Here is a 23,208-nt window from a genome sequence, read left to right as displayed (position 1 = left end):
AAATTTCATCTATATCAACGGTTTGTTGCGATTTTTGATCATGAAAAACGCAGAACGCAGCCAACCGAATTCCAGGGAGTAAACGCATGACGAATTCTTATTTCCCGCGCTGGCGCTTGCGCGCTGCTGAGGTTGGCGGACAGGCGCAGATCATTGCGACCGATGAGCGCTTGCCTTGGCCGCAGACGGTGGCGATGGGTGTGCAGCACGTCGTAGCGATGTTCGGTGCAACGGTGTTGGCGCCGTTATTGATGGGCTTCGATCCGAATCTGGCGATTTTTATGTCTGGCATCGGCACGTTGTTGTTCTTCGTGCTGGTCGGCGGTCGGGTGCCGAGTTATCTGGGGTCGAGCTTTTCTTTCATCGGTCTGGTCATTGCGGTGAGCGGCTATAGCGGTAGCGGTCACAACGCCAACCTCGGCGTCGCCCTTGGCGGGATCATCGCTTGCGGTGTGGTCTACACGCTGATCGGTTTGTTGGTCATGCTGATCGGCACGCGCTGGATCGAAAAACTCATGCCGCCAGTGGTGACTGGCGCGGTGGTGGCCGTCATCGGTTTGAATCTGGCCCCGATTGCGGTGAAAGGCGTCATCGGCAACAATTTCGATGCCTGGATAGCGCTGGGTACCGTGCTGTGTGTCGGGGTGGTCGCGGTGTTTGCACGCGGGATGGTGCAGCGTTTGCTGATTCTGGTCGGGCTGATGTTGGCGTATGTGATTTATGCGCTACTTACCAACGGTGCCGGATTAGGTAAGCCGATTGATTTTTCCATCGTCGCCAATGCCAGCTGGTTTGGCGTGCCGCATTTTTCGGCACCGGTATTTAATCTCAACGCGATGGCTTTACTGGCCCCGATTGCGATCATTCTGGTGGCTGAAAATCTCGGCCATATCAAAGCCGTCAGCGCCATGACCGGACAAAATCTGGATAAATACATGGGCCGCGCTTTCGTCGGCGATGGTCTGGCGACGATCGTCTCGGGCAGTGTGGGCGGTACTGGTGTGACGACTTACGCAGAAAACATCGGCGTCATGGCGGTCACTAAAATCTATTCCACGCTGGTGTTTGTGGTGGCGGCGGTGATTGCGTTGATATTGGGATTTTCACCCAAGTTCGGCGCGTTGATTCTGACCATTCCGACAGCGGTGCTGGGCGGCGTATCGATTGTGGTGTTTGGATTGATTGCAATTTCCGGCGCGCGTATCTGGGTCGTCAACAAGGTTGATTTTTCCGATAACCGTAATCTGATTGTGGCGGCGGTAACGCTGGTATTAGGGGCGGGCGATTTCACCTTAAAGCTGGGACAGTTTGCATTAGGCGGTATTGGCGTTGCCACTTTTGGCGCGATTATTTTGTATGCGTTATTGGGACTGAAAAGAGCCTGATTTCATTTCAGCTTTATATGTTTTTACAGAGGTAAGTAAGCCCGCATCATCGTTTATACGTCGTTGCCTGCGCCTAGCCGTACAGTCTTACAGTCTGCGTCGGGGCGCCTAGTCTAAACAATGATGCGGCCTTACTTAGACAGAGGTCGGATTATCGATTTCTTAGCTATTTAAGGTGTTTTTAAAAGTGGAAAGGACAACCTTTCCACTTTTTTTTTGAATAACAATTGACGTTAACATCATTTTTTCAAATTTTTACTAAATTATTAGAAAATACTTTCAAAAAAAGCTCAATAAAAATACATATTAATAATATTTAATTTTGAGCAACATAATGCGGATGACATATCTTTGAGGATGTACATTATGCGTGTTTAATATAATTTTTTAAAATAATTGAATACAGATTTAGATTAAAAGAGATAACCATGACGCGCGTAACACCATCGCCAGCATCTCATTCGACATTTAATTCTGTACCGAAAGCAGGTTCCCCACTTTGCCCGCAGCAAATTAAGGGCCCCGAGTCCTGTGTCACTGGTAAGGTTGGCCGACATGCCAGAAAGAATGCCGGATTGGCCGCATTGTTAGTGAGCGCCCGGTCCAGCAGTGAGACGCTGAACCGTACGCCCGCTGCTTCGCAAAGGGCAATTAAACCTCTGCATTTGTCGACTGAAATAATCGTGGTGGGGACGCTAAGTATGCTGGCGGGAGGGGCGTCGGCGGCACTAAATGGGACAAAGAAAAACGCGAATGGATTACATAATTCGCGTCTTTCTTTTTCTGTCATCGTGCCACAGAGAAGTAATGTGGGGTTGAAACAATCCAACTTGAATCCACCCAACAGTTTGCGCAACATGAACACTATTCGAAAGAAGCATTTTTATGCTTTCGTGCGGGATGTTCGCAAAAAATTGGACAGACAAACGCCACAACCGGCCTACATAAACACCACTACGCGGTCTTTTCCCCTAGCGCATAATCGGGCAAGAGTGTTACCGGTTGGCATACCGATAGAAAGTCCCATTGCATCATCACCGGATTCGCCGGGAAAAATTCCTTATACCGACGTAAGGCAAGCAGAAAAATCAGTCAAGACGATTAAAATTACACCCAATATGTCGGGTGCGCGAGAAAAAGAAAACCGGTCGCGACATCCACTGTCCCTGGTGCGCAAGTCATCCCAGTCTCAATCTACCGACCACTATCTCGATCATCTTGAGAAGGATGATGCGCTGACATTTTATCCGTGCAATGTGATGCCAACTAAGCTAACAATAGGCGAACCGAAGCCGCTGCGCGGATTGCCATCAGTCGAAGCTGCTGTTTCAGCGCGGGGTGATGCGATGTTGCCGATGCAGGAAACAGATCAAAAAATTATCCGCAAAATCGGTCAACAGCCGGTGCCGGATTTTGACCTCTATAACTTTCCGCCATTGGTGCAATACACTACGCGCGACCAGGCTGTGGAGAGCCTGCATATACGACGTATGGCGCGAAGTATCAACGATACCGTCAATCCTTCTCCGGTTGCTAACAGCATGGTATTTCCAACACTGCCTTTAGCAGAATTACCCATCTATCAGGCAGCGGCTGTGCTGGCGATTCAGAAAATAAACGGGTGCGAGTTAGTAGAAGCGGAGCGCGCCCTGGCAGAGCTCAATGCTGAAATGTTTGAAAAATTCAGCCACGCCAGCGGCGCTGAAGACATCGAAAATATTTGGTTAAATCAATTCTCTGCGCTAAGTAAAGATATGGCGATGCTATTGAGTGCGACAGAGTATTGGTTAGGTGAAAATGCGCTGCATAAATACCATGAAATTGACCATCAGGGCGCGGTCAATTTGGGTATAAAAGACTATGAAGATCGACAGTATGACGACTATGTTGGCAAAGGCGTGCAATCTTATTGGCAAATGTTGGAGCGCGTCATCTTAGCGACGATAAATCCGAGTCGGGTTAAATGGGATGGCTACGGCTACTTCAATGTCCTCAAGGCGGTCTGCACCCGACACAATGAAACGGTTCCGATAGCACAGTTCGCACGTAGCACGCCTGAGCGCCAATTTAATGTGCTACTAGATCAAGCGGCGCTGATCGCCTTCCAGGCTAAACAAAGTGCGTTTCCACAGTCTGCGCCACTGTCGTCGCCAGCGTCGTATGCGTTTATGCGTGCAAGATACGGGATCGCGCTGATCCAGGATCTGGAGGATGCGCAGATAGGACGGCAATCTATACCGTTGATGCCCGTCTTCCCTGAGCGTGTCAGAGTGTGGACTAGTGGCGGCGTGTTGAGAAACGTGGTCGGTTTGAATGCAAAAGGTATCGCTAATGTGCTATTGAACACACCTTTCACGCCTGAAAGCGGGTTCATGTTGAAGTTGATCGAAGAAATGCCCGGAGGCACGTTGCCTCCGATGACTGGCGACCAGTTTGACATGCTCAGAAAGCAGTTCACTGACGTATTGTCGATCCCCGAATTCGGTCGGTACGCACAGCGCGAAAACACTGTTCTATTCGGCGACGCCTGGCTGACCTCTTTTGAGTTGGAGGAAATTGTCACAAAAAGGATGCAGGAGTTGTTGCTCAATACAGCCCAACCTATGGGTAGCCCGCAGCAGGCGATTTCCACCTTTCTCTTGCGATATGGCGCGCAGCATGGAGTCACTTTCGATAGCTCCCTCGACCTCGGGCAATTGCTCATTAAATTGCATCAGATGGATGCTTCGTGGAGTCGGGAGCCGCGCTTTCCGGTTAAGCCATCGGTGATGGTTGCCTTTTATCTTGCCGACACCCTCGGGATCGTGATGCTCGATCTGCTTGCCGGAAACAGTCGATTAAAACGCATCTCCATGCTCATTGAGCAGCGCTACGCACCTTTGTTAGCGCACGATACTGCAGCGCAGGAATGGTTACACGATTTCTTGCCAAGTCTGGACAATGCATCAGAAAATTTCAATGGGATAGTTCCCGATGTCATCAAACCGCTACTGTCGAGTATTGTTAAGTCTTATAGAGCCTATTGCGAAGCTTCTGAAACACTCAACTACAACAATCAGCGTGAATTGTTAAGCGAGATAAACAAGCTATTTAGCAATGTCCTGAAAGCGTATCTGCCGCTGCCTGTCGCACATGAAGATGCCGAGATACGCAAGTTATTGAAAAATGATTATGGGATGACCGATGCTGATATTGATCAAGCCAGGCCTGTTTCTTTTCGCACAAATAGTCATATATCGATAACGGATTTGATGACGCCATTGGCCGAATTTAAGGCCCATAGTGCAACCAAAATGAGCGATATGCGCTTTAACGGTCAGAGCATCAATATCGACAAGGACAGAGTGAAAATTCACCATCGGTTAAAGAGGTTTTTGGCGACCGATCCTGTGGTACGTAACAGAGTGCTGCAAATGTTGCGTCTGGGCGGGGTCCCTTTTACGCAAACCGACTTTAATACGCTGTTTGATGCACAGTTAATGACGATCCTCGGTGTATTTCCCGAGTCGGAGGGCGTCCTCGCTGCCATGATGCACGACATATACAACAGAATCGCAAGCGGCAACTTACTCAGAATAGCGGAGCTATTCCCCTTTGTGACGGGAGCCGAAGGCATCATCAAAGGTATAGGGGACGGCAGTGGCACCGAAGTTCTGAACGGTATGATCAGCATCGGAGAGGACGCATTACTGGGTTTGGCGTTCGGGGCGGCTGGAAGCGCCATGCGGATGGTGTTGTTGAAGGCCGCCGAAAAGATCGCCGGAGGGACTTTATTGAGCATTGCCGACAGCGCTCTCAAGATGTCGCTAGAGGAGCTTGCCATCAGTAATTTGCGCATGTATCGAGGTGAGGCGGCTTCTGTTGGTGCGCTCTCAGAGATGGCTTTGTATCTGCCTGGTCTTCAAGGAAAAAAACTATTGGCATCGCGCAAAGTGGAGATTGATCTCGATCCTCATCGCATTAATATGAGATCGACTCCCGATCCAACATCCTTCAAAGCACTCGCAGCAAACCTGTTCGATGGGGTTGATGGTGAAAATCCGGTCCCTTACATAACCCCGACTAAAGAAGAAATACAGTTGGTGTATCTGCCTAAAGAAAAAAAGATTGCAGCGGTACGCAAGGCAATAAGTTGTCTGGTCGAATGCACGCTGACAAGCGTACCTGTACGCAATGCCCCGCCGATTTTTTTGACCTCTTCAGATCCGGTGCGGCTGAATCTGGACGAGCACGGCGGCAGTGAAGCTATCTTAAGAGAAGTAGTCATGAATGGCCCTACATTAAAACCCTTGATTGCCTATTTTGAGGAAGTCGCAATCACCCCAGAGGTCACTGATTTTAATGAAGAGATAACGAGTGTTTTTCATTCGTTCTATCGGTTTAAAAATCCGAATCATCCGACGGCCGCTCGGTTTAAGAAATTTTTTCTCGATGGGTATGAATACTCAAAAACAATGCGGGTCATGATCAATCATGCGCTCGTGACAAGGGACGCGATTACGGAGATTGAGTTCGATGCAGAGCGAGCACGCGCGACCGGTAACCTGATTTGCTTCTCTAAACCCGACGAACTGCGGAATGCCCACTATATGTCGGCATCCTCGGGTGCTAAATCCTTCAGTGAAGACCGTGGGTGGGGGCATGAGATCATCCATGATCTGACCAAATTGAAGGATGTCGATAATGTTGAGGCAGGCAAGGTACATCGCGGTCCGGTTGTATTTTTGAATGATCTTTTTTTGTATGAAATTGCGCAGGCGCGGGGCACAGCATTTGTGGAACCCAGAATTTCGTACAACAAAATGTTCTTTGATGCACCGGAAGGGCGCGAGAAAGTCATGGCGCCAGAACAGGTTCAACATATCGTTGAAGCAAGCAATCGGATGATCGCTGAGGATTTCTATGCGGATGAATTCATTCATCCAATAACAGACCGGCTTAGTCTTGACCAGATTGATACGTCTAAAACTCTCGCCGAACGCAGAATCACGGTGTTGCAAGCGCAGAAAATGAATGCCCTGTCGGCACAAAATCGCCATCTCCCATTGTTGCCATTAAGTGCCAGGTTGAGTACGTTGATGGATCAGGTGATTGCCAGTGCGTCGGATGACGATCTAGGCTATCTGGGCAGTATAGGGACCGGTGAAACTCTGCGCGCAATAGCCGCCGATGTACAGCGCCCTTTGATGAAGAGCCAAATGTTTAACGATATGTATGTATACTTTTCTGCGCATAACGATATCAAACCGATAAAAATCGCATTAGCGCAACTCACTAAGGTGGATAGCCCTCTGGAGGTTTTTCAAATTATCCAGAGTAGCGAATCGACGACGATATTACTCAATACCGATCCGGTTTATTACTACGGCCCATATGGTCCGAGGCTGATGCCTTTGCAACAACGGCTCATTGATGCCTATGTCAATCTGTTCCAGCCAGCCGAACTAAGGATGCTCACGCCCCTGTATCCGGACGACCCGCTCCTCGATCGCGGCCAGCCAGTCCTCATGGCAAACCTGATAATGTCGATGGCTGAGAAGCCGCCGGACTCTCGCATCTGCCGGGAAGTCACCTCCAGAGCTGACAGCATCCATCCCTATCAAAGTAGTGCTACGCGTATGGCGAAAGCTGAAAACAGGGTTCTCAATACTGTAAAGCTGCACCCTGTGAATTAGAGCGCGCAGACGCATTGCGCGTCTGGCATTTCGCCTTTCTTGTCCTCCATGATCTGTATTGTGCGCTTCACCACTTTAGAAACTACCGCCCCAGCATGCCGCTATCTTCACGGTGGATGCGGATGTGTCAGCCAAAGTGCGTTTGCCTGAGTGATCTAGCGCGTACGTACCGCAATCATCATTTTTATCTACCGGTCTTGCGTGCAGAAGGTAGTCATAGTCGTTGACGCTTGCAACTTCAATCGTGTATTTTTTTTCCCCTGATTCGGGCGATGTGGTCAGCCATGCCGGGATCGCAGGCGTGCGACCCTCGTTGCGGTAACTATGATTGACGGTGAATTGTTGCTCCATCCAGTGACCAGCCTTTAACAGGACAGTCGTCGCCTGGGTGCGATCATTTTTCTTGATATATCGGTTGTAACCAGGCAGTGCAATGGCGATCAATATACCTAGTATGGCGACCACTATCATGACCTCTGTGAGCGTAAAACCAGCCGGTTTCGATTGTCCGGAAGGGACTTTCCATCCGTTAATCGGCTGGCGTATTTTGCGCAATAAATTTGATTTATTCATACCATCAGAGGTCAAAAAAAACGGTCTTATCGGCATGGGCAAGCTTTCTATTTTGTATATGAAATAAATGGTCACGCTTTTATCACGTTGAAATCCACGGCTACTTTCAAAAATCGCTCATTCAATTAGTGGATTGATTCAGTTTTTCTTTTGCGGATCATAATGCATCGAAGTTATTTGAAATGCGAAACATTATGCGTATTTTGGATAAATACACCGATTCAAAGAACAGGGCATAGATCCTGATTGCACAAAGACAACTATGCCATCTGTTACGACAAAATCTCATCTCGTATTCAATTACGCACCTAAAGCAGGCTCCCCATTTTATCCGCAGCAGATAGATAGTCCAGAGTCGCGTATCACCGGCAAGATTGGCCGAGAGACGAGAAGGGGCGCTGGGATTGCGCAATTGATGCTGTGTGCCAGGTCCAGTACACAGACGATGTACCGTCCGCCCGCCGCTTCCCAATCTGTATGTAAATCTATGTGCTTACCTGCTGGAGTGATTGTGGTGGGGGCGTTAAGTACGCTGGCTTCAGGGACGTCGGCTGCACGATTAAACAACGGTGTAAGGTACGCTTCACATGTATCGAATCTATCGAAAAAGTTGGGTAATCCCTCTTCTGTCGTCGTACCAACAGGGAGCGCTACAGGCAGGCATCAACCTAATAATTCGGACAATACAAATTACACGCGAAACCATGATTTTTATGCCAGTGTAAATACATTTTTAAAGAATAAAGCGTCTAAACAACCTCATTCACAATCGCATATAAACCCTGTCAGATCATTCTCGTTTAGCCATAATGCGCACAATAATAAGCGGTTGTCAGCTACCGTAGCGGACAAAGAAATGCCTGCTGCCAGGCCGCAAAATTCACTAAATAAAATCCCTTGTACAGACTTAAGGCAAGCAGAAAATCAAGCAAAAAAATCGCTCAAGAGAACAAAAATATTGTCTGATGTGGGCGTGAAGGAAAAAGAAAAAACGTTGCGACACCCACTAACCAGGGGAGGCAAGTTTGAGCGACTATCGACCGATCAATATCTTCGTCAACTTGATGCAGATGCGTTGATATTTTTGCCGCATAACGCGAGATCGACCAAATTAATAATCGACAATCGGAAGCCGGTACACGGGACGCCATTGGTTCAAGATACGGTCTCAGGACAGTGTCACGAGGCACTGCCGACGCAGGAAGCGGAGCAACAAATCGGCCCCCTAAGGGCATTTCAACTCAATCAGGGTCCGGTCCCGGATCTTGATCTTTATCACTTTCCTATGTTATCGGAAAGCGTTGTTCGAGATCAGGCTCTAGCGCCGCTGCGTGTAAAGCGCAATGTTGATAGCGGATACGATAGCGTACCGTACTGGCAAGGAACAGAAAACGACGCAAGGGAGCGCCGTACTCAAGAAGATGGCGACGAGATGTCGCTTATCCGCAAAGTTATCCCGAATGTCACAACAACCACAACGACCATAACGACACCCTTTCCAATTCCCGACAGTGCATCATTTATGCGCCCGTTGACAGAGTTACCTGTCTTTGAGGCGGTATTGTTGCTTACGCTTGAAAAGGTACACGGTTGCAGCAGGCAAGAGGCGCAACAAGCCTACGCAAAACTCAATACTGAAATGTATGCAAACTGGCGTAACGTCACCAGCGCCGACGAGATCGAGACCCTCTGGGTCGATCACTATGGATTTGATCGGGATATGGGGATTGCCTTGCATCACATCATGGACTGGCTTGGGGATGATGCATGGAATTTGTACAAGGAAGGCGACCACGATGGCGCAGTCAATCTGGGGATTGCGATGGGTGTTGAAAAGTATCACAAACGTAATTTCGCCGACTACGCAGGCCTTGGTGTACAGCTGTATTGGCAAATGCTGGAACGGCGCAACCTTGAGTGGATAGACCCGCGCCGGATTAGCTGGCAAGGGTCGGTTCATCTGAATATTTTGAAAGCGGTCTGCTCATTACCGAAAGCACCAGTTCAGATAACGCAGTTTTTACACCGCAAGCCGGGACACACCTACGATATTTTAATAGACCAGGCGGCGCTGGTGGACCATACCGCCAAAATGATTAACGTTCACACTGTATCTGCATCGCTTATGCCGCCGTCGTATCAGGAGATCCAGGAGAACTACGTTCTGGACTTAATCGACGATCTGCAAGATACAAAAATAGCGGAAATATTGATACCTGCAACGTCATTCGATCCAGGACGTGCCGCATTAACATATAGGGGTGGTGCAACCATAGGTGCAGTTGGCCTGAATGCGGAAGGTATTGCCAAAGCGCTGTTCAAGCACCCTTACATGGCGGAAAATCCAGAGGTGATGCAATTGCTCGCAAAGATGCCAGGTGTGCTGCCGGCAATGTCTATGAGCGAGTTAGACGCGCTCAGACGTCAATGCACCGATGGGCTCACAGGACGGAGTGTGGAGCGCTACCCGCGCCGGCTCGATACCAATCAATTCGGGGATGCCTCGCTGACGCTCAGAGAGTTAACCGACATCGTCAAAAAAATAATGAACGATCGGTTGCTTGATACGAAATTCTCCAGTGGTAGTCCGCATCATTCGATTGTCACTACCCTTAAGCGTGTGGGGCACTTAAACAGCCTCGACTTGCGCGATATCAACGATCTGCCGCTGCTGGTTGAACATCTGAATAAGGCGAATGCGAGGTGGTCTGTCAATCCGCAAAATATGTTCAACCCAGCGCTGCTAACGGCTCTTCATCAGGCTACTAGCCTGGAGTTACCCTTGCTTGATCTGCACGCAGGCGACAATCGCGCGCAACGTACAGCTAGCCTCATCGAGCAACAATTCGCATCCGTGTTAGCGCATGATGACTTACGACTCTGGTTGCATCATTTTTTGCCAACCCTGAGTTACCCGGGACAGCCTGACCTGCACTCGGGGCCGGATGGCATATTGCCACTCATGTCTGGGATTGATAAATCCTATAGAAAATACATCAGTGCGCCGGAAATAATCACCTATGACAGCGAAGAAGATTTGATCAATCTGTTGCTCAAGCGGCTCAACGATAGTGTGAAAGGGTATCGGAGGCCACCTGTATTCAATCTCAATACCGAGATCGGCAGGATATTGCAAGGACGTTTAGGGATGACCGATGCCCAGATTCATCAGCCAAAATTGGTGAGCGTTTATACGGATGATCGTTTGCGTCGAGAGATTATTTCGAGGATCTCGCCCATCCAGGAGTTCAATATAAAAGATCAGTTTGCACCGCATAGTATGGAATTTAATGGACGAAGCATCGATGTCCAGGACGCCATGAGCAACATTGCACCTGCGTTCAGGGCAGGCCTGTTGCGCAATGAAGTGGTACGGGCCAGAGTCATGGAAAGCCTGCGCATGAGCGGTATCAATTTTAGCGAACAGGACATTGAAAATCTGCTTGTATTGAGCGTGACGCAAATAATGGGTATGCCACCTGAGAGCCTGCTGGAGGCTTGGTATGAGGTATTAAATAAATACCTGATTGGCTACTCAGTGAGGCACGTAGTGCTCGAAGGAATGCGCGATGGTGAAGTCCGGAGTTTAATGAAATTGGTGCCATTTCTGGAGGGAATGGTCGAGATCGTACAAGCCATTGCAACGGGAGATGGCGCCAAGGCCAAAGACGGCGCGATAAAACTTGGCGAGGACGCATTAGGACTGTTAGTTGCCGGTATAGCTGAAAAAATTGTAGCAAGTGTGGCCCGCAAAGCTTTCCAAACTGTTGCATGGAAGGCGACGGTCAGTGCTGCCAGAGACTTACTGAGCATGTCGACGCTGAGTGTTACTGAGATTACCCAAAGCGGCCTGCGCATGTCGGTACGCGATGCTGTCGTTATTGAGGTAATCAAAGAAGCCAGTACGCATATGCCAAGCGTTGCCGAGGCCATTGTGACCAAGCTACGCAAAGTGATCATTGAATCTGATCCCCACGGCATAGCAATGATGTCGCCTTTAGATGATCAATCTTTCCCGGCACTCGCGTGGCGTGTGCAAAGAGGAGAGAAACTAGACTACGTAACGCCAACCAAAGATGTATTGCCGATGGTGGATTTAGGGCAGGGGCGGGTGGGTGTGGTCCGGCCTGGCATATTCTGTGTAGTGCTGTGCGATTTGAACGGTAGAGTAATCCCGGACGCACGACCTATTTTTCGGGTCGACACTACTTCAAACCGGATGGCAGTCAGCGAAGGGTTACCCGGCGGTAGCGCAGGTATTCCTCTGCATCAAATAAGTGAGCGCCCCAGCATCAAGCCCCTCGTTGCTTATCTTCATAAAATCAAAGGCACCTCCGGTCTTAATGATTGGAATTCTGATTTTCTGAGTCTTTTTTTAAGCGTATTCAGATTTGAAAATCCCGCCCATCCAGAGGCGCGTTTATTCGAGGGATACATGGAGTTGTTGCAAGCAAGATCGCCGCTGATGCGGGCTGTTTTAAATAATGCTTTAAAGAAAAATAAAGGAAAATTGATAAAAATTGTATTCGATGCCGATAACGCCAGAGCCGATGGAAACACCATTTATTTTGTCAACGCTGAAAAATTAAAGAAGATTCACTATATGTCGGAGACTGGCCCTTTACTGATCTCGGATCGCCAAATGTGGTTGCATGAATCGATGCATTTGCTCACCGGATTAGAAGACGTGCCTGTGTTGATGAAGAGGGGGCATCGCGGTGCCAATATAGTGATATCTGACTGGGTTCAGCGAGAGTCTGCGCTAGGCCCGGAATTTGTCAGCCAGCGTATCTGGTACGAGAGAGCATACCTTGACGGGCCGCGCGGACAACCTGTGAACATGGCGCCGGAGCAGACCAAAAGTATCGGTAAAGCAGTCGACTATATGAATGCCGAAGACGACTATGTGGGGGCGCTTATCAGAGAAGTGTCGCAACCTTCAGGTCATCCTGATGCGCTAATTAACATCGCCAACCCACGGATTACGATTCTGGAAAGACAAAAATTCGATGCCCTGATTAAGCAAGGTGGCCTCACACAATGGCCGGTGCAATCCATGTTGGGTACGTGGTTAAACAGCCTGGCCGTTGCGGCTGAAACAGAGCGCATCCGGGCGATGATCGTTGATGTGATAGAGCCACTGATGCAAAACAGACGCTATAACCAGATGTATTCACTCTGGATCGAGACACACCACGCCACGCCGCTGAGGATAAAATTCGCTCCGCTAGTGCAAGGCAGCGGTCCCCTGGAGGCTTACCAAATTGTGCGCGGCAGCGAAATGACTGACGTGGTGATTAACGCTGAGAAAGTTTATTATTTTTCCGCGCATGACAATCAGTTGATGACTGACGATCGTAAGCTCATCAGTGCTTTTGTCGGACTGATATACCCGGAAGAGTTAGCTGTAATCAAGCCTCCGCATATAGCTAATCCGTACCATGATCGCGGGCTGAGAGTGATCATCGAAGAAGCGCTGATGTTGAGGACTGCCGAACCGCTACGCCCGCGTATCTGTGAAGCGCTCACAGCGAGAGTCGATGGATGGCTTCCCAATAAAAGCAGCGTAACGCAAATGGCGAAAGACGAAGATGGCGTTCTGAACGCGATGTCGCTGGCGAACTGATTCCCCTCCCGCTCATATCACATGAAAATCGACAAAGACTTTAAAAAATAGCGCATCGAGATCGAGTGCTGATAAAGGCTTACTTTTTACTGATCATAATGTGCATGAGTTGTTTTGTTGATCGCATATTATGCGTTTTGAATATAAATAGAGCGATGTAAAAAACTGCTCATATATCCAGATTTGAAAGTGATAACCATGCCGCCATCTAAAGTAGGTTCTCCACATCAACCCGCACAGATAAACGGCCCCGGATCCGACATTTCTGGTCGCGCCGGGAGGGAGATAAGAAGTCGCATCGGGTTCGCTCAACTGCAGAACGCAAGGTCCAGCAGAGTCAACATGCCCCGTTCTGTGGCTGCGAAACCGCATAACAACAACGTGGGTTTTGCTACCCGAGTGTGCGCCGCTGGAGTGGTAAGTATGCTGATCCGGGAAGCATCGTCCGCATCGACACAGAACGCGACCCGGCAAAGCGCGAATGGATCGCATACGGTGAACAATGCGAACAATACTTCTTCTATCATCGCGCCAAAAGGGGGTACTGCGAGTACGCAGAAATCTGACAATACGCGCACCGCGGACTATTATCGACATCGTCATTTGTGTTCCGACCTGAGGAATTATTCTGACAATAAAGCGACCAGAAAAAATCCGCCGCCTTACTGCAAGACGACACAGCCATTGTCACCTGCACATAATGTGTACAAAGGTAATCCCCCTCCTGTATCGACCAGGCTCCCAAAGAAAAATACCGATCTCGGCGTAAAGCGAGCAGAGCCGTCAGTCAAGACGAAAAAAATAGTGGCCGATACTCCTGACGTGAGGACAAAAGAAGCTAAATTACGCAACCCTCAGTCACAGGAGCGCAAGTCATTCCGGCAACAGTCTACTAAGCAATTCCTTGACCACCATTTTGCGGATGGGCCACTATTTTCGTCGTACAACGCGACACCGACCACGCTGACAACGGGCGACCTGAAGCCGGTGCGCGTAAAACCGCAGCAAACTAATCCTCGCATCGATCAACATGCAGTCTCGGATTTTGACCTCGATCAGTATCCGCTGCTGACGGCAAACGCCACCGATCCAGAGCCGTTACGTATGAAGCGCAGTATTGGCAGCGGATATGACACCTTGCCGCGTCCGTCCCAAACAGAGAGCGACGAGCGGGAGCATTTTTCAATGCCAGAGCCAGGTGACGGGATATTACCGGGCGATCCAGAGCCCGCTATCGATACGACTGAAGCCGAAACGTTAACGCCGTCCTTACCCGTTTCTGTCGGTAATCCCGGCAAACTATTTCATGTCCGGCCCTTGACAGATTTCTTTGTCTACGAGGCGGTATTTTTGCTCACCCTTGAAAAAGTACACGGTATTAGCAGACAAGAAGCGCAACAAGCCTACGCAGAACTCAATACTGATATGTATACAAGCTGGCGCAACGTCACCAGTGCGGGAGAGATTGAAGCCATTTGGGCTCAGCACTTTGTGTTTGATCGGAATATGGCGATGGCCTTGCACGACATCATGGACTGGTTAGGCGATGATGCATGGAGTCTCTACACAGAGGCTGACCACGATGGCGCAATCAATTTAGGTATTGCGAAGGGTATTACGCAGTATCACGAACGTAATTTTGCCGACTACGTCGATCAAAGTGTACAGATTTATTGGGAAATGCTGGATCGACGCAACCTTGCAGCGATAGATCCGCGCCGGATTCGATGGGAAGGTTTGGTCAATTTTAATATCTGGAAAGCGGTCTGTGCCGGACTCAAAGAGCCAGTCGATGTACAGCAATTTTTCGACCGTAAGTCGGGATATAACTACAATATTTTGATTGATCAGGCAGCGCTAATCGCGCACACCGTTGAAATGATTAAAGTGCAAATGGATGCGGTATCGCAAACGCCGCCACCGCCGTCATTGTCGTCGTATCAGGATATTCAGAACAAGTACGTGCAGGGCTTACTTAACGATCTGCAAGATAAAACCATAGGGCAAAAACTCATACCGCTCACTTCATTTCCGCTTGCGTATGCCAAAATTACATGCCGCGCCGGCGCTATCAACGGTGCGATCGGTCTCAATGCAGACGGTATTGCCAGGGCGCTGTTCGAGAGTACTTACCGGGCTGAAAATCCAGAAGTGATGCGCATGCTCGAACAGATGCCGGGAGTGCTGCCAGATAAGTTTGCCACTGATATGGATGCACTCAGAAACCAGTTCGCCCATCCCCTGTCGCCATCTCTGCCAGAGCGCTACGCGCGACGCCCCGATACCGTCCAAATCGACGATGTCTGGCTTACGCTTCCAGAGCTGACAGACATCATCAAAAAAATGATGATTGATTGGAAGATTGATACGAAATATCCGATTGGCAGCCCCCACCATTCGAGCGCGACCATTAATCCGCTCGAGGGGCCGTCACACCGGATGAGTGTGTGTGATACCAATAATCTGGCACCGATGGTGAGAGATTTGATCAGGTTGGATGCCGAGTGGTTTGAAAATTCACAAAATGCATTTACCCCATCGCTTCTAGCTGCTTTACATCGGGCTACCTGTCTTGGCATACCACTACTGAACATGGACACTGGCGAGACGCGGGAACAGCGTACAGTAAAACTGGTCGAGCAGCGCTTTGTCCCCTTGTTCGCAGATGAAGACTTACGACTTTGGCTACATAATTTTTTACCAAGCCTGAACTATGCCGGGCAGCCTTATCATCAATCGGCACCGGATGAAATACTGCCATTCATGTCTGCCATCAATAAGTATTACAGCGATTGTATGAGTGCATCGGAATTCATTAACTATGACAGCGAGGGTGATCTGGTAAAGACGCTTCAAGAGGCGTTCAACGACGCCCTGAAAGGGTATCAAAAACCACCTGCATACAATCGGGATACCGAAATTCGCCGGCAATTGCAAGGGCGTTTAGGAATGACCGAGGCTGAGACTAAAACGCCGCGATGGGTGACAGTGGGTCTGCCTGGTATTTTTCGTAGAGACGTGCCGCGTTACATTTCGCCGTTGGAAGAATATAAGTTAAAAAATCGGCTTGAGCCGCATGGCATCACGTTTAAGCAACGTAGTATCAACGACGTCATGTCAGCTGCAAAAGAAATCGAACCCGAGTTCAGGGCATTGTTATATAAGAATCCAGCGGTGCGGGCCAGAGTTCTGGAAAGCTTGCGCATGAGCGGTGTCACGTTTGTTAAAAAAAATGTCGATGATCTGCTCGAGTTGAGCGTAACGCAAATAATAGGTATACCACCCGAAAGCCAGGTCGGGGTCTGGTATACAACATTAAAAAACTATTTTGTTGGTACCTCAATCAGGCACTTACTGATCGAAGGACTCAGCATGAAACAAGCGGCAAAAGAAGTGGTAGAACTCGTGCCATTTTTGGAGGGGACGATTGAGGTTGTAGAAGGCATAGCAACGTTAAACGGCACCGAGGTCACGAAAGGCGCGCTTAGTCTTGGTGAAGATGCCATTGGGATTTTAATGTTGGGCGTGTTCGAAGGACTCGTGCGAAAAGGGATAGTTAAAGTTGTCGATGCAGCTCCATGGAAGTTAATTTTTTCTAAAAACGCGCTGCGGATGTCGTCAGTCGATGCTGCCAAAGTTGAAATGCTCAAAGAGGCGAGCATCCATTTCCCCGAGTTCGCCGGTGACCTTACGCTTAGCAAACGCAAATTGATTATTAATGACGATGCCCACAACGTTAAAATGCACCGATTTGTGGATAGTAGTTCGTTCAATGAACGCGCTGCACGTGTACTGAACGGTGAGAAAAATATAAATTTTGTTACGCCAACCAAAGAGGTGTTGCCCTTGGTAGAGTCGGGCGATGGGCGCGTAGTGGTAGTACGACCCGACATATTTTGTATGATCCCGTGCGATTTTTCCGGGAATCCGATACGCGACGCACGGCCGATTTTTCGTATGGATACTGTTTCAAACCGGATGGGGGCCAGCGAAGGGCTACCCGGTGGTAGCGCCAGCCTCTCTGCGAGTGAAATAAGTGAGCGTCCCAGCGTGAAGCCCCTTGTTGATTATCTTAACAAAATCAAAGCTACCCGCGGTCTCAACGATTGGGATTCCGACTTTCTCAGCGTTTTTTATAGTACGTTCAAGTTTGAAAATCCGGCCCATGCAGAGGCGAGTGAGTTTATAAAAAATATGGAGATGTTTTATAAAGGATCGCCATTGATGCGGGCTGTTTTAACAAATTCGATAAAAAAAAATAAAGGAAAACTCATCAAAGTTGTTTTCGATGCGGAACGTGCCAGGGCCGACGGCGATACCATTTATTTTATCAACGCAGCAGAGTTAAAGAAGATTCACTATATGACGGAGCGGGGTCCTAAATCGATTTCGCAACGACAAATGCATCTGCATGAGCCGATGCATTTATTAACGAGTTTAGAAGACGTTCCCCGGTCTCTGGCGCGACAGCATCGGGGTCCCAATGTCGTACTCAGCGATGAAATTGAACGTCAGGCCTCTCAAGTGTTGATAGACAAACGTCTCTGCTACGAAAAAGCATTTTTGGGAAAGTTGCATGGACAGGTAAACACAGTGGCAGAACAGACCAACGGCATCGGCAGGTTAGTGGACTATATGAATGCTGAGGATAACTATCTGAGTAGTATTTTCGAAGACGTAGCCAAACCATTCGGTCATCCTGACGTGTTACGGAGTATCGCCACACCGCGCGTGACGATACTGGAAATGCAGAAATTCGATACCTTGTTGGAACAAAACCTTGGCCGCGGGCAATGGCCAATAGTGTCTATGTTGCGTACACAGTTAGACGGTATGACAGCGGCGGCTGAGACGGACCAGATACGTGCGTTGATCGCGGATGTGAGAAAGCCACTCATGCAAAACAAGCGCTTTAACGATATGCATTTACTCTGGATTGAGACCCACCACGCCACCCCCCTGAAGTTACAGTTTGCACCGTTAGTGCAAGGTGCTGGGCCCTTGAAGGCTTTTAAGATTGAGCGCGGCAGCACAACGACTAATCTGGTGATTAACTCGAACCCGGTTTATTTTTTCAATAAACATGGCACCGAGTTGATGAGCGATAAGCGCAAGCTGTTAGGTGCTTTTATCGAGCTGTACTATCCGGAAGAATTAGTGGTGATCGCACCTTCGTATATAACCGAGCCGTACCATGACCGGACTCTGAGAGTGATATTTGAAAATTGGCTCATGGAGACGGGAGTGATTGAAAAGCCGCTCCCACGCATCTGCAAAGCGCTGACCGCCAGCGCCGATGGTTGGCTTCCTCATCGAAGCGGCGTGACGCAGATGGCAAAAGATGAAGACAGGGTTCTTCATGCGATGGGGTTGCCGAGTTAATTTTTGGTAAGCCCATAGCTGTACAACAAAAAAATGCAACACAATTTAACGCGATATTTTGCGTACTAAAAAAGGTAATGCGCGTCTGCCAAGCTACTGAATTAATCTGTGGAATTTTTCAAATGGTTTTTGAGCTGAAATAGACGTAATTCGAATGGCCGTACCCTTTTCAGGAACGGCTATTTTTTTTGGAAATAAAGGATGTCTTCGATGTCAACGACGGCGTCTGCCAAGCCAGGGTGCATTGCGGGAATCAGGCTATCGGCTCCGGCAAGACAGTCATTTTAATAAACCCGGATGATTTCGCGCATTTTCTGGACGTTTTCAGGTTCGCAGACGCTGCGTATGGATGAAGCTGAGTCGGTGGGAGACCGTATTAATATCGACATTCGCCACCTCGCAAATCTGCGAAAACGAACTTTTGTTCATGAGGAGCTTGAATATCAATTTATTCTTGTGGGGCAAGCGCTGGCGCGAGGTGCTGGTCGCGGCCTTGGAGAATGTCTTACCAAAAGCACGGCACCTATATCGCGGAGAATCCTTGCCGGTATTGCCATTTCGATAGTAGCGCACCGACGCTGACTCAATGGGCTCACCGTAATTCTCGCAGTCAGAAGAGAGGCATGACGCTTTCGCCGGCGGCATCAGATAACTCAGTATCGGCGTTAATTCTTCCACAATACCCTGGTTAGATTTTTTTAAAGAATAACTACTTTTGAGGGCTGCGTGACAGGAGTCGGCAATAAGCTCAATTGTGAAAGTCATCGCTTTCATAACTCTGTAAAACGTCGGAGGCAATATTCGCTGTGAGTACGCCCCTGCTGAACTGCAAGGTTATCGAAACACCTCCAATGCAGCAGTGACGTATTTTCTCAATTTTTGTATTACAGGGTCATACAAAACTACATCAGAAAGATTTTATGGTTTTTTTTCGGAATTTATTAAGTGCATTAACGCTTTGCTCGCTCTCGTTAAGTTCGTCCGCCACTATCAGCAACTCTCCGATACTGATCTCACCATTTTTACCGACAAACTACCAGTCCATACCAGAAAAATGCGTACCTAATGATAAAGATCCTCAATGGTTGCTCTCATCAAAAGATCCAATAAAAGAACAAATGTGGTATCGAAATTGGCTATCCACCACAACTACTTTCTGTGCAAATTTACATAAAGCACAATCTGATAACGCTGAAAATTCGCAATTCAAAGAAATTATTTGGGCCGCTGGAACCACTCCAAACTGGCTATTTTCTGGTAGTGAATTAGCACGTACGCCTGATGAAGTTTTTACATTCGGATTGGTTCCTGCAAATCCAAACTATGGACACCTTAAATTGGTCGCTGGCGGAGACGCAGTGTATGACTCAGCGCTTATTTATACCTCTCGAAATGGCGCAGTTGCTCCTGCTTATGGTAAATATGTTTATGTTATTAATGCTCCGGGAGGAATCGATGCAGATCGCTCTGTAGGTAAAGAACAAGGAGCAGGATGGGATGAAATCGATTTTGCCGGAGGTGTTCAAACACGGTTTATTCATGGCAGTTTTATACAAACGGATTATGGAGATACGTACGGTATGCCCTTTGTTCGTTATGAAAAAAATCCTCACTACATCAAATGTACAATTGATGCGGATTGCATTGTCCCTGAAGATGAAATAGAAATGATCATTACCAAGTCCGGTCTTGATGGGGAACAACTGCACGTTTTAGTAAATGACACATTCAGCGCATCAGGTCTTTACAAAATTAACGCTAATAACAATGCCACCTTACGTGCATTAAATGCCGATGGAACCCCCAATAAAAATGTGCAATGGTGGGTGAATGGACATACCGGTGAACGTGCTTCTTCTTGCGCCATCGTTCCTATGGGCGTCAATATTGATCGACATATTATGTTGACTGCACAAACAGAAAGTTTTAGAGGAGATTGGACGGAAAATAATAGTGATGAATGCGTTTATATTTACTCAGAACCACTACGCGACGGGCAATTTTTAGACTACAACAATTTCCCGTGGGAGCGGAAAAGTATCGTTGTTTTAGGAAACTTTGGTGGCTGGAATGCTAGCCCGGCCGTGATACTGCATTCAGCACTATCAGCTCAGACGGGTTCAGACTCTCAAGCCATAGAATTAAATTCACAAACCGGCTATGCCCCTGGCAGTATCAAACAAACTATTCATCCTGAACCAAGTCAGATTCAGCCTCTTCAACCCGACTGGAACTTAAGTTTCCGTGTGGGTAGTAACCCCAAACTTTGGTGTGCAGCAGATAGTGAGAAATTTCCTGGTAAGCAAACTTTTGAAGTGAGTATTGGTTTTAATCTTGGTGCTTCAAATCAAGATATTCTAGTAAAAAAATCATTTTCCGTTGATGCATCGCAACAATGGCGAAATGAAATTATTGAATTCACATCAATTTATGGTGGTATGGATTTTGTCCAGAATCATCCTCAAATTCAATTCCAGTCGACAAGTAAAGAAGGGGAAGCGTGCGGTGCATTAGTCAGCGATATAGCTCTTGAGCGGATTACTAACTAATTTATAAGTGGGCCGCATGTTGTCATGTTTGCCATCGTTATAAAAGGCCAAAAAAGGGTAATGCCGATACGCATTACCCTTTTTGTCTATTACCGGCTCCCATTGGTTTGGATGCTGGCGGGAGTGACGATCCTTATCTCCACTGCATGCTCTTTCTGATCGTCAATCAACGTCAGCACTGCGCCAGCATGCAACACGCCGTCCACGGTGACAGTATTTTTTCCGTCCTTATATTGCGTCACGCCGATGTGGTAGACGCTGCTACGGTAGCGGTAGTGAATTGAAATACGCGGCCATTTTGCTGGCAGGCAGGGATTGAACGATAGCTGCTCACGCTCTAATGCCATGCCGAGCAACGACTCGGTAATGAGCCGGTACATCCATCCTGCAGAGCCGGTGTACCAGGTCCAGCCCCCGCGCCCGATATGCGGGGCGACGCCATAGACATCGGCGGCAATGACGTAGGGCTCTACTTTGTAAGTGGCGACGGTGGCGGCGTTCTGGCCGTGGTGGATGGGGTTAATCAGGTCTAGTAGCTCCCATGCGCGTTGTTGGTCGTCCTGGCGGGCAAAGGCCATGATGGTCCAGATGGCGGAGTGGGTGTATTGCCCCCCATTTTCGCGCACGCCGGGAGGGTAGCCGCGAATGTAGCCGGGGTTCAGCGCCGATTTCTCGAATGGTGGATCAAGTAATTGGATCAGCGCAGCGTCGCGCCGGACCAAGCGTTGATCGACCGCATCCATTGCCGTCTTTGCGCGTTGGGGATTGCCGGCACCGGAGATGACGGCCCAGCTTTGTGAGATTGCATCGATCTGACATTCGGCGTTGTCAGCCGACCCGAGCGGCGTACCGTCATCGAAATAGGCGCGCCGATACCATGCGCCATCCCAACCATGGGCTTCAATATTGATGCGCAGTTTTTCGGCTTCGATCTTACACAGTTCGGCAAATGCAGTGTCGCTATGGTGCAGCGCGATTTCGGCAAAGTTTATTAATACGTCGTAGAGAAACCAGCCTAGCCAGATGCTTTCACCGCGCCCATGCTCACCGACTTTGTCCATGCCATCATTCCAGTCGCATGAACCGATCAAGGGCAGGCCGTGGCTACCGAAGCGCAAGCCGTGTGTGATCGCGCGCGTGCAATGCTGATACAGACTCGCTACATTGGTGGAACGGGTGGGCAGATCGTAATATGAATCCTCTTCGTCACCGACCGGACGGCCTTCGATAAAATGGACGTTTTCATTGAGTACGCTGGTGTCGCCGGTGGCGATGACATAACGGCAGGTCGCCAGCGGCAGCCATAAAAAATCGTCTGAGCATTTGGTGCGCACACCGCGCTCTGACGGAGGATGCCACCAATGCTGCACGTCGCCCTCGATAAATTGATGCGCCGCGCAGAGTAACAAATGGGCGCGTAATAAGTGCGATTGGGTGTGGATTAGCGCCATACCGTCTTGTAGCTGATCGCGGAACCCGAACGCGCCGCCGGATTGGTAGTAGCCGCTGCGTGCCCATAGTCGGCAAGCAATCGTTTGATACATCAGCCAGCCGTTGGTGAGGACGTTGAGTGCAGGGTCTGGCGTATCGATCTGGACGGTGCCCAGAGTCTGAAACCAATACCGATGCACCGCGTCGAGCGCGCTTTGGGCGGCTGCCGTGCCGCGTAGTGTGCGTACTAAAGTACTGGCCTCGGCGCTGCCGTTTTTGGACATGCCGAGCATGAAAACAATTTGTCTTCCTTCGCCATCGGCAAGGCTAATCGGTACTTGTAGTGCGGCGCAAGGGTCCAGCCCCGCTCCGGTTTTTCCCGATAAATGGGTACGCTCCAGTGCCCGCGGTTGTTGCAGCGACCCGTTGCGACCGAGAAACTCGGTACGGTCGCAAGTCATGTTGCGATTAGGATCATCGACATCGAAGAAGGCTGTGCGTTGGGGAAAGTCCGTGTTGTAGGCGTTCTGGGCAAAGATCGCACCGCTGTGCGGATCAACTTCGGTGACGATGTGCATCATCGATTT

Annotated in this window: 8 protein-coding genes; 5 read left to right on the top strand and 3 right to left on the bottom strand. The window is 48.9% G+C overall.

The features are described from left to right. Positions 1 to 86: 86 nt before the first annotated feature. Both ACVBEF_RS02245 and ACVBEF_RS02240 read left to right on the top strand, forming a co-directional pair. Positions 87 to 1,385 (top strand): solute carrier family 23 protein, encoded by a 1,299-nt coding sequence (locus ACVBEF_RS02245; RefSeq protein WP_447122315.1) that lies wholly within the window; start codon positions 87 to 89, stop codon positions 1,383 to 1,385. A gap of 857 nt (positions 1,386 to 2,242) precedes the next feature. After that, positions 2,243 to 7,060: a hypothetical protein gene (locus tag ACVBEF_RS02240; protein ID WP_447122314.1), complete on the top strand. Its 4,818-nt coding sequence runs from the start codon at positions 2,243 to 2,245 to the stop codon at positions 7,058 to 7,060. A 75-nt stretch (positions 7,061 to 7,135) separates the two neighbouring features. Here the strand turns inward: ACVBEF_RS02240 and ACVBEF_RS02235 are convergent, their stop codons facing one another. Beyond that, entirely contained in the window at positions 7,136 to 7,633 is a 498-nt protein-coding gene (locus tag ACVBEF_RS02235; protein ID WP_447122313.1) for a type IV pilin protein, read from the bottom strand. Positions 7,634 to 7,895: 262 nt separating this feature from the next. Between ACVBEF_RS02235 and ACVBEF_RS02230 the strand changes: the two genes are divergently transcribed. Both ACVBEF_RS02230 and ACVBEF_RS02225 read left to right on the top strand, forming a co-directional pair. After that, positions 7,896 to 13,259 carry a hypothetical protein gene (locus ACVBEF_RS02230; protein ID WP_447122312.1) on the top strand — a complete coding sequence of 1,788 codons (5,364 nt, stop codon included), beginning with the start codon at positions 7,896 to 7,898 and terminating at the stop codon, positions 13,257 to 13,259. A 423-nt stretch (positions 13,260 to 13,682) separates the two neighbouring features. Next, complete coding sequence (locus ACVBEF_RS02225; RefSeq protein ID WP_447122311.1) at positions 13,683 to 18,641, top strand: hypothetical protein; 4,959 nt, start codon at positions 13,683 to 13,685, stop codon at positions 18,639 to 18,641. Positions 18,642 to 18,965: 324 nt separating this feature from the next. On the opposite strand, the gene ACVBEF_RS02220 is transcribed toward ACVBEF_RS02225, so the two are convergent. Continuing rightward, entirely contained in the window at positions 18,966 to 19,415 is a 450-nt protein-coding gene (locus ACVBEF_RS02220) for a transposase (protein ID WP_447122310.1), read from the bottom strand. Positions 19,416 to 19,561: 146 nt separating this feature from the next. Here ACVBEF_RS02220 and ACVBEF_RS02215 point away from each other — a divergent pair, with 146 nt between their 5' ends. Then, positions 19,562 to 21,190, top strand: a complete 1,629-nt coding sequence (locus ACVBEF_RS02215; protein ID WP_447122309.1) for a scabin-related ADP-ribosyltransferase — start codon at positions 19,562 to 19,564, stop codon at positions 21,188 to 21,190. Between the two features lie 89 nt (positions 21,191 to 21,279). Here the strand turns inward: ACVBEF_RS02215 and ACVBEF_RS02210 are convergent. Beyond that, on the bottom strand, positions 21,280 to 23,208 hold a 1,929-nt coding region (locus ACVBEF_RS02210; RefSeq protein WP_447122308.1), incomplete at its 5' end, for a GH36-type glycosyl hydrolase domain-containing protein.

This window comes from Glaciimonas sp. GG7, from assembly GCF_052976905.1.
This window is presented reverse-complemented; position numbering and strand designations above follow the sequence as displayed.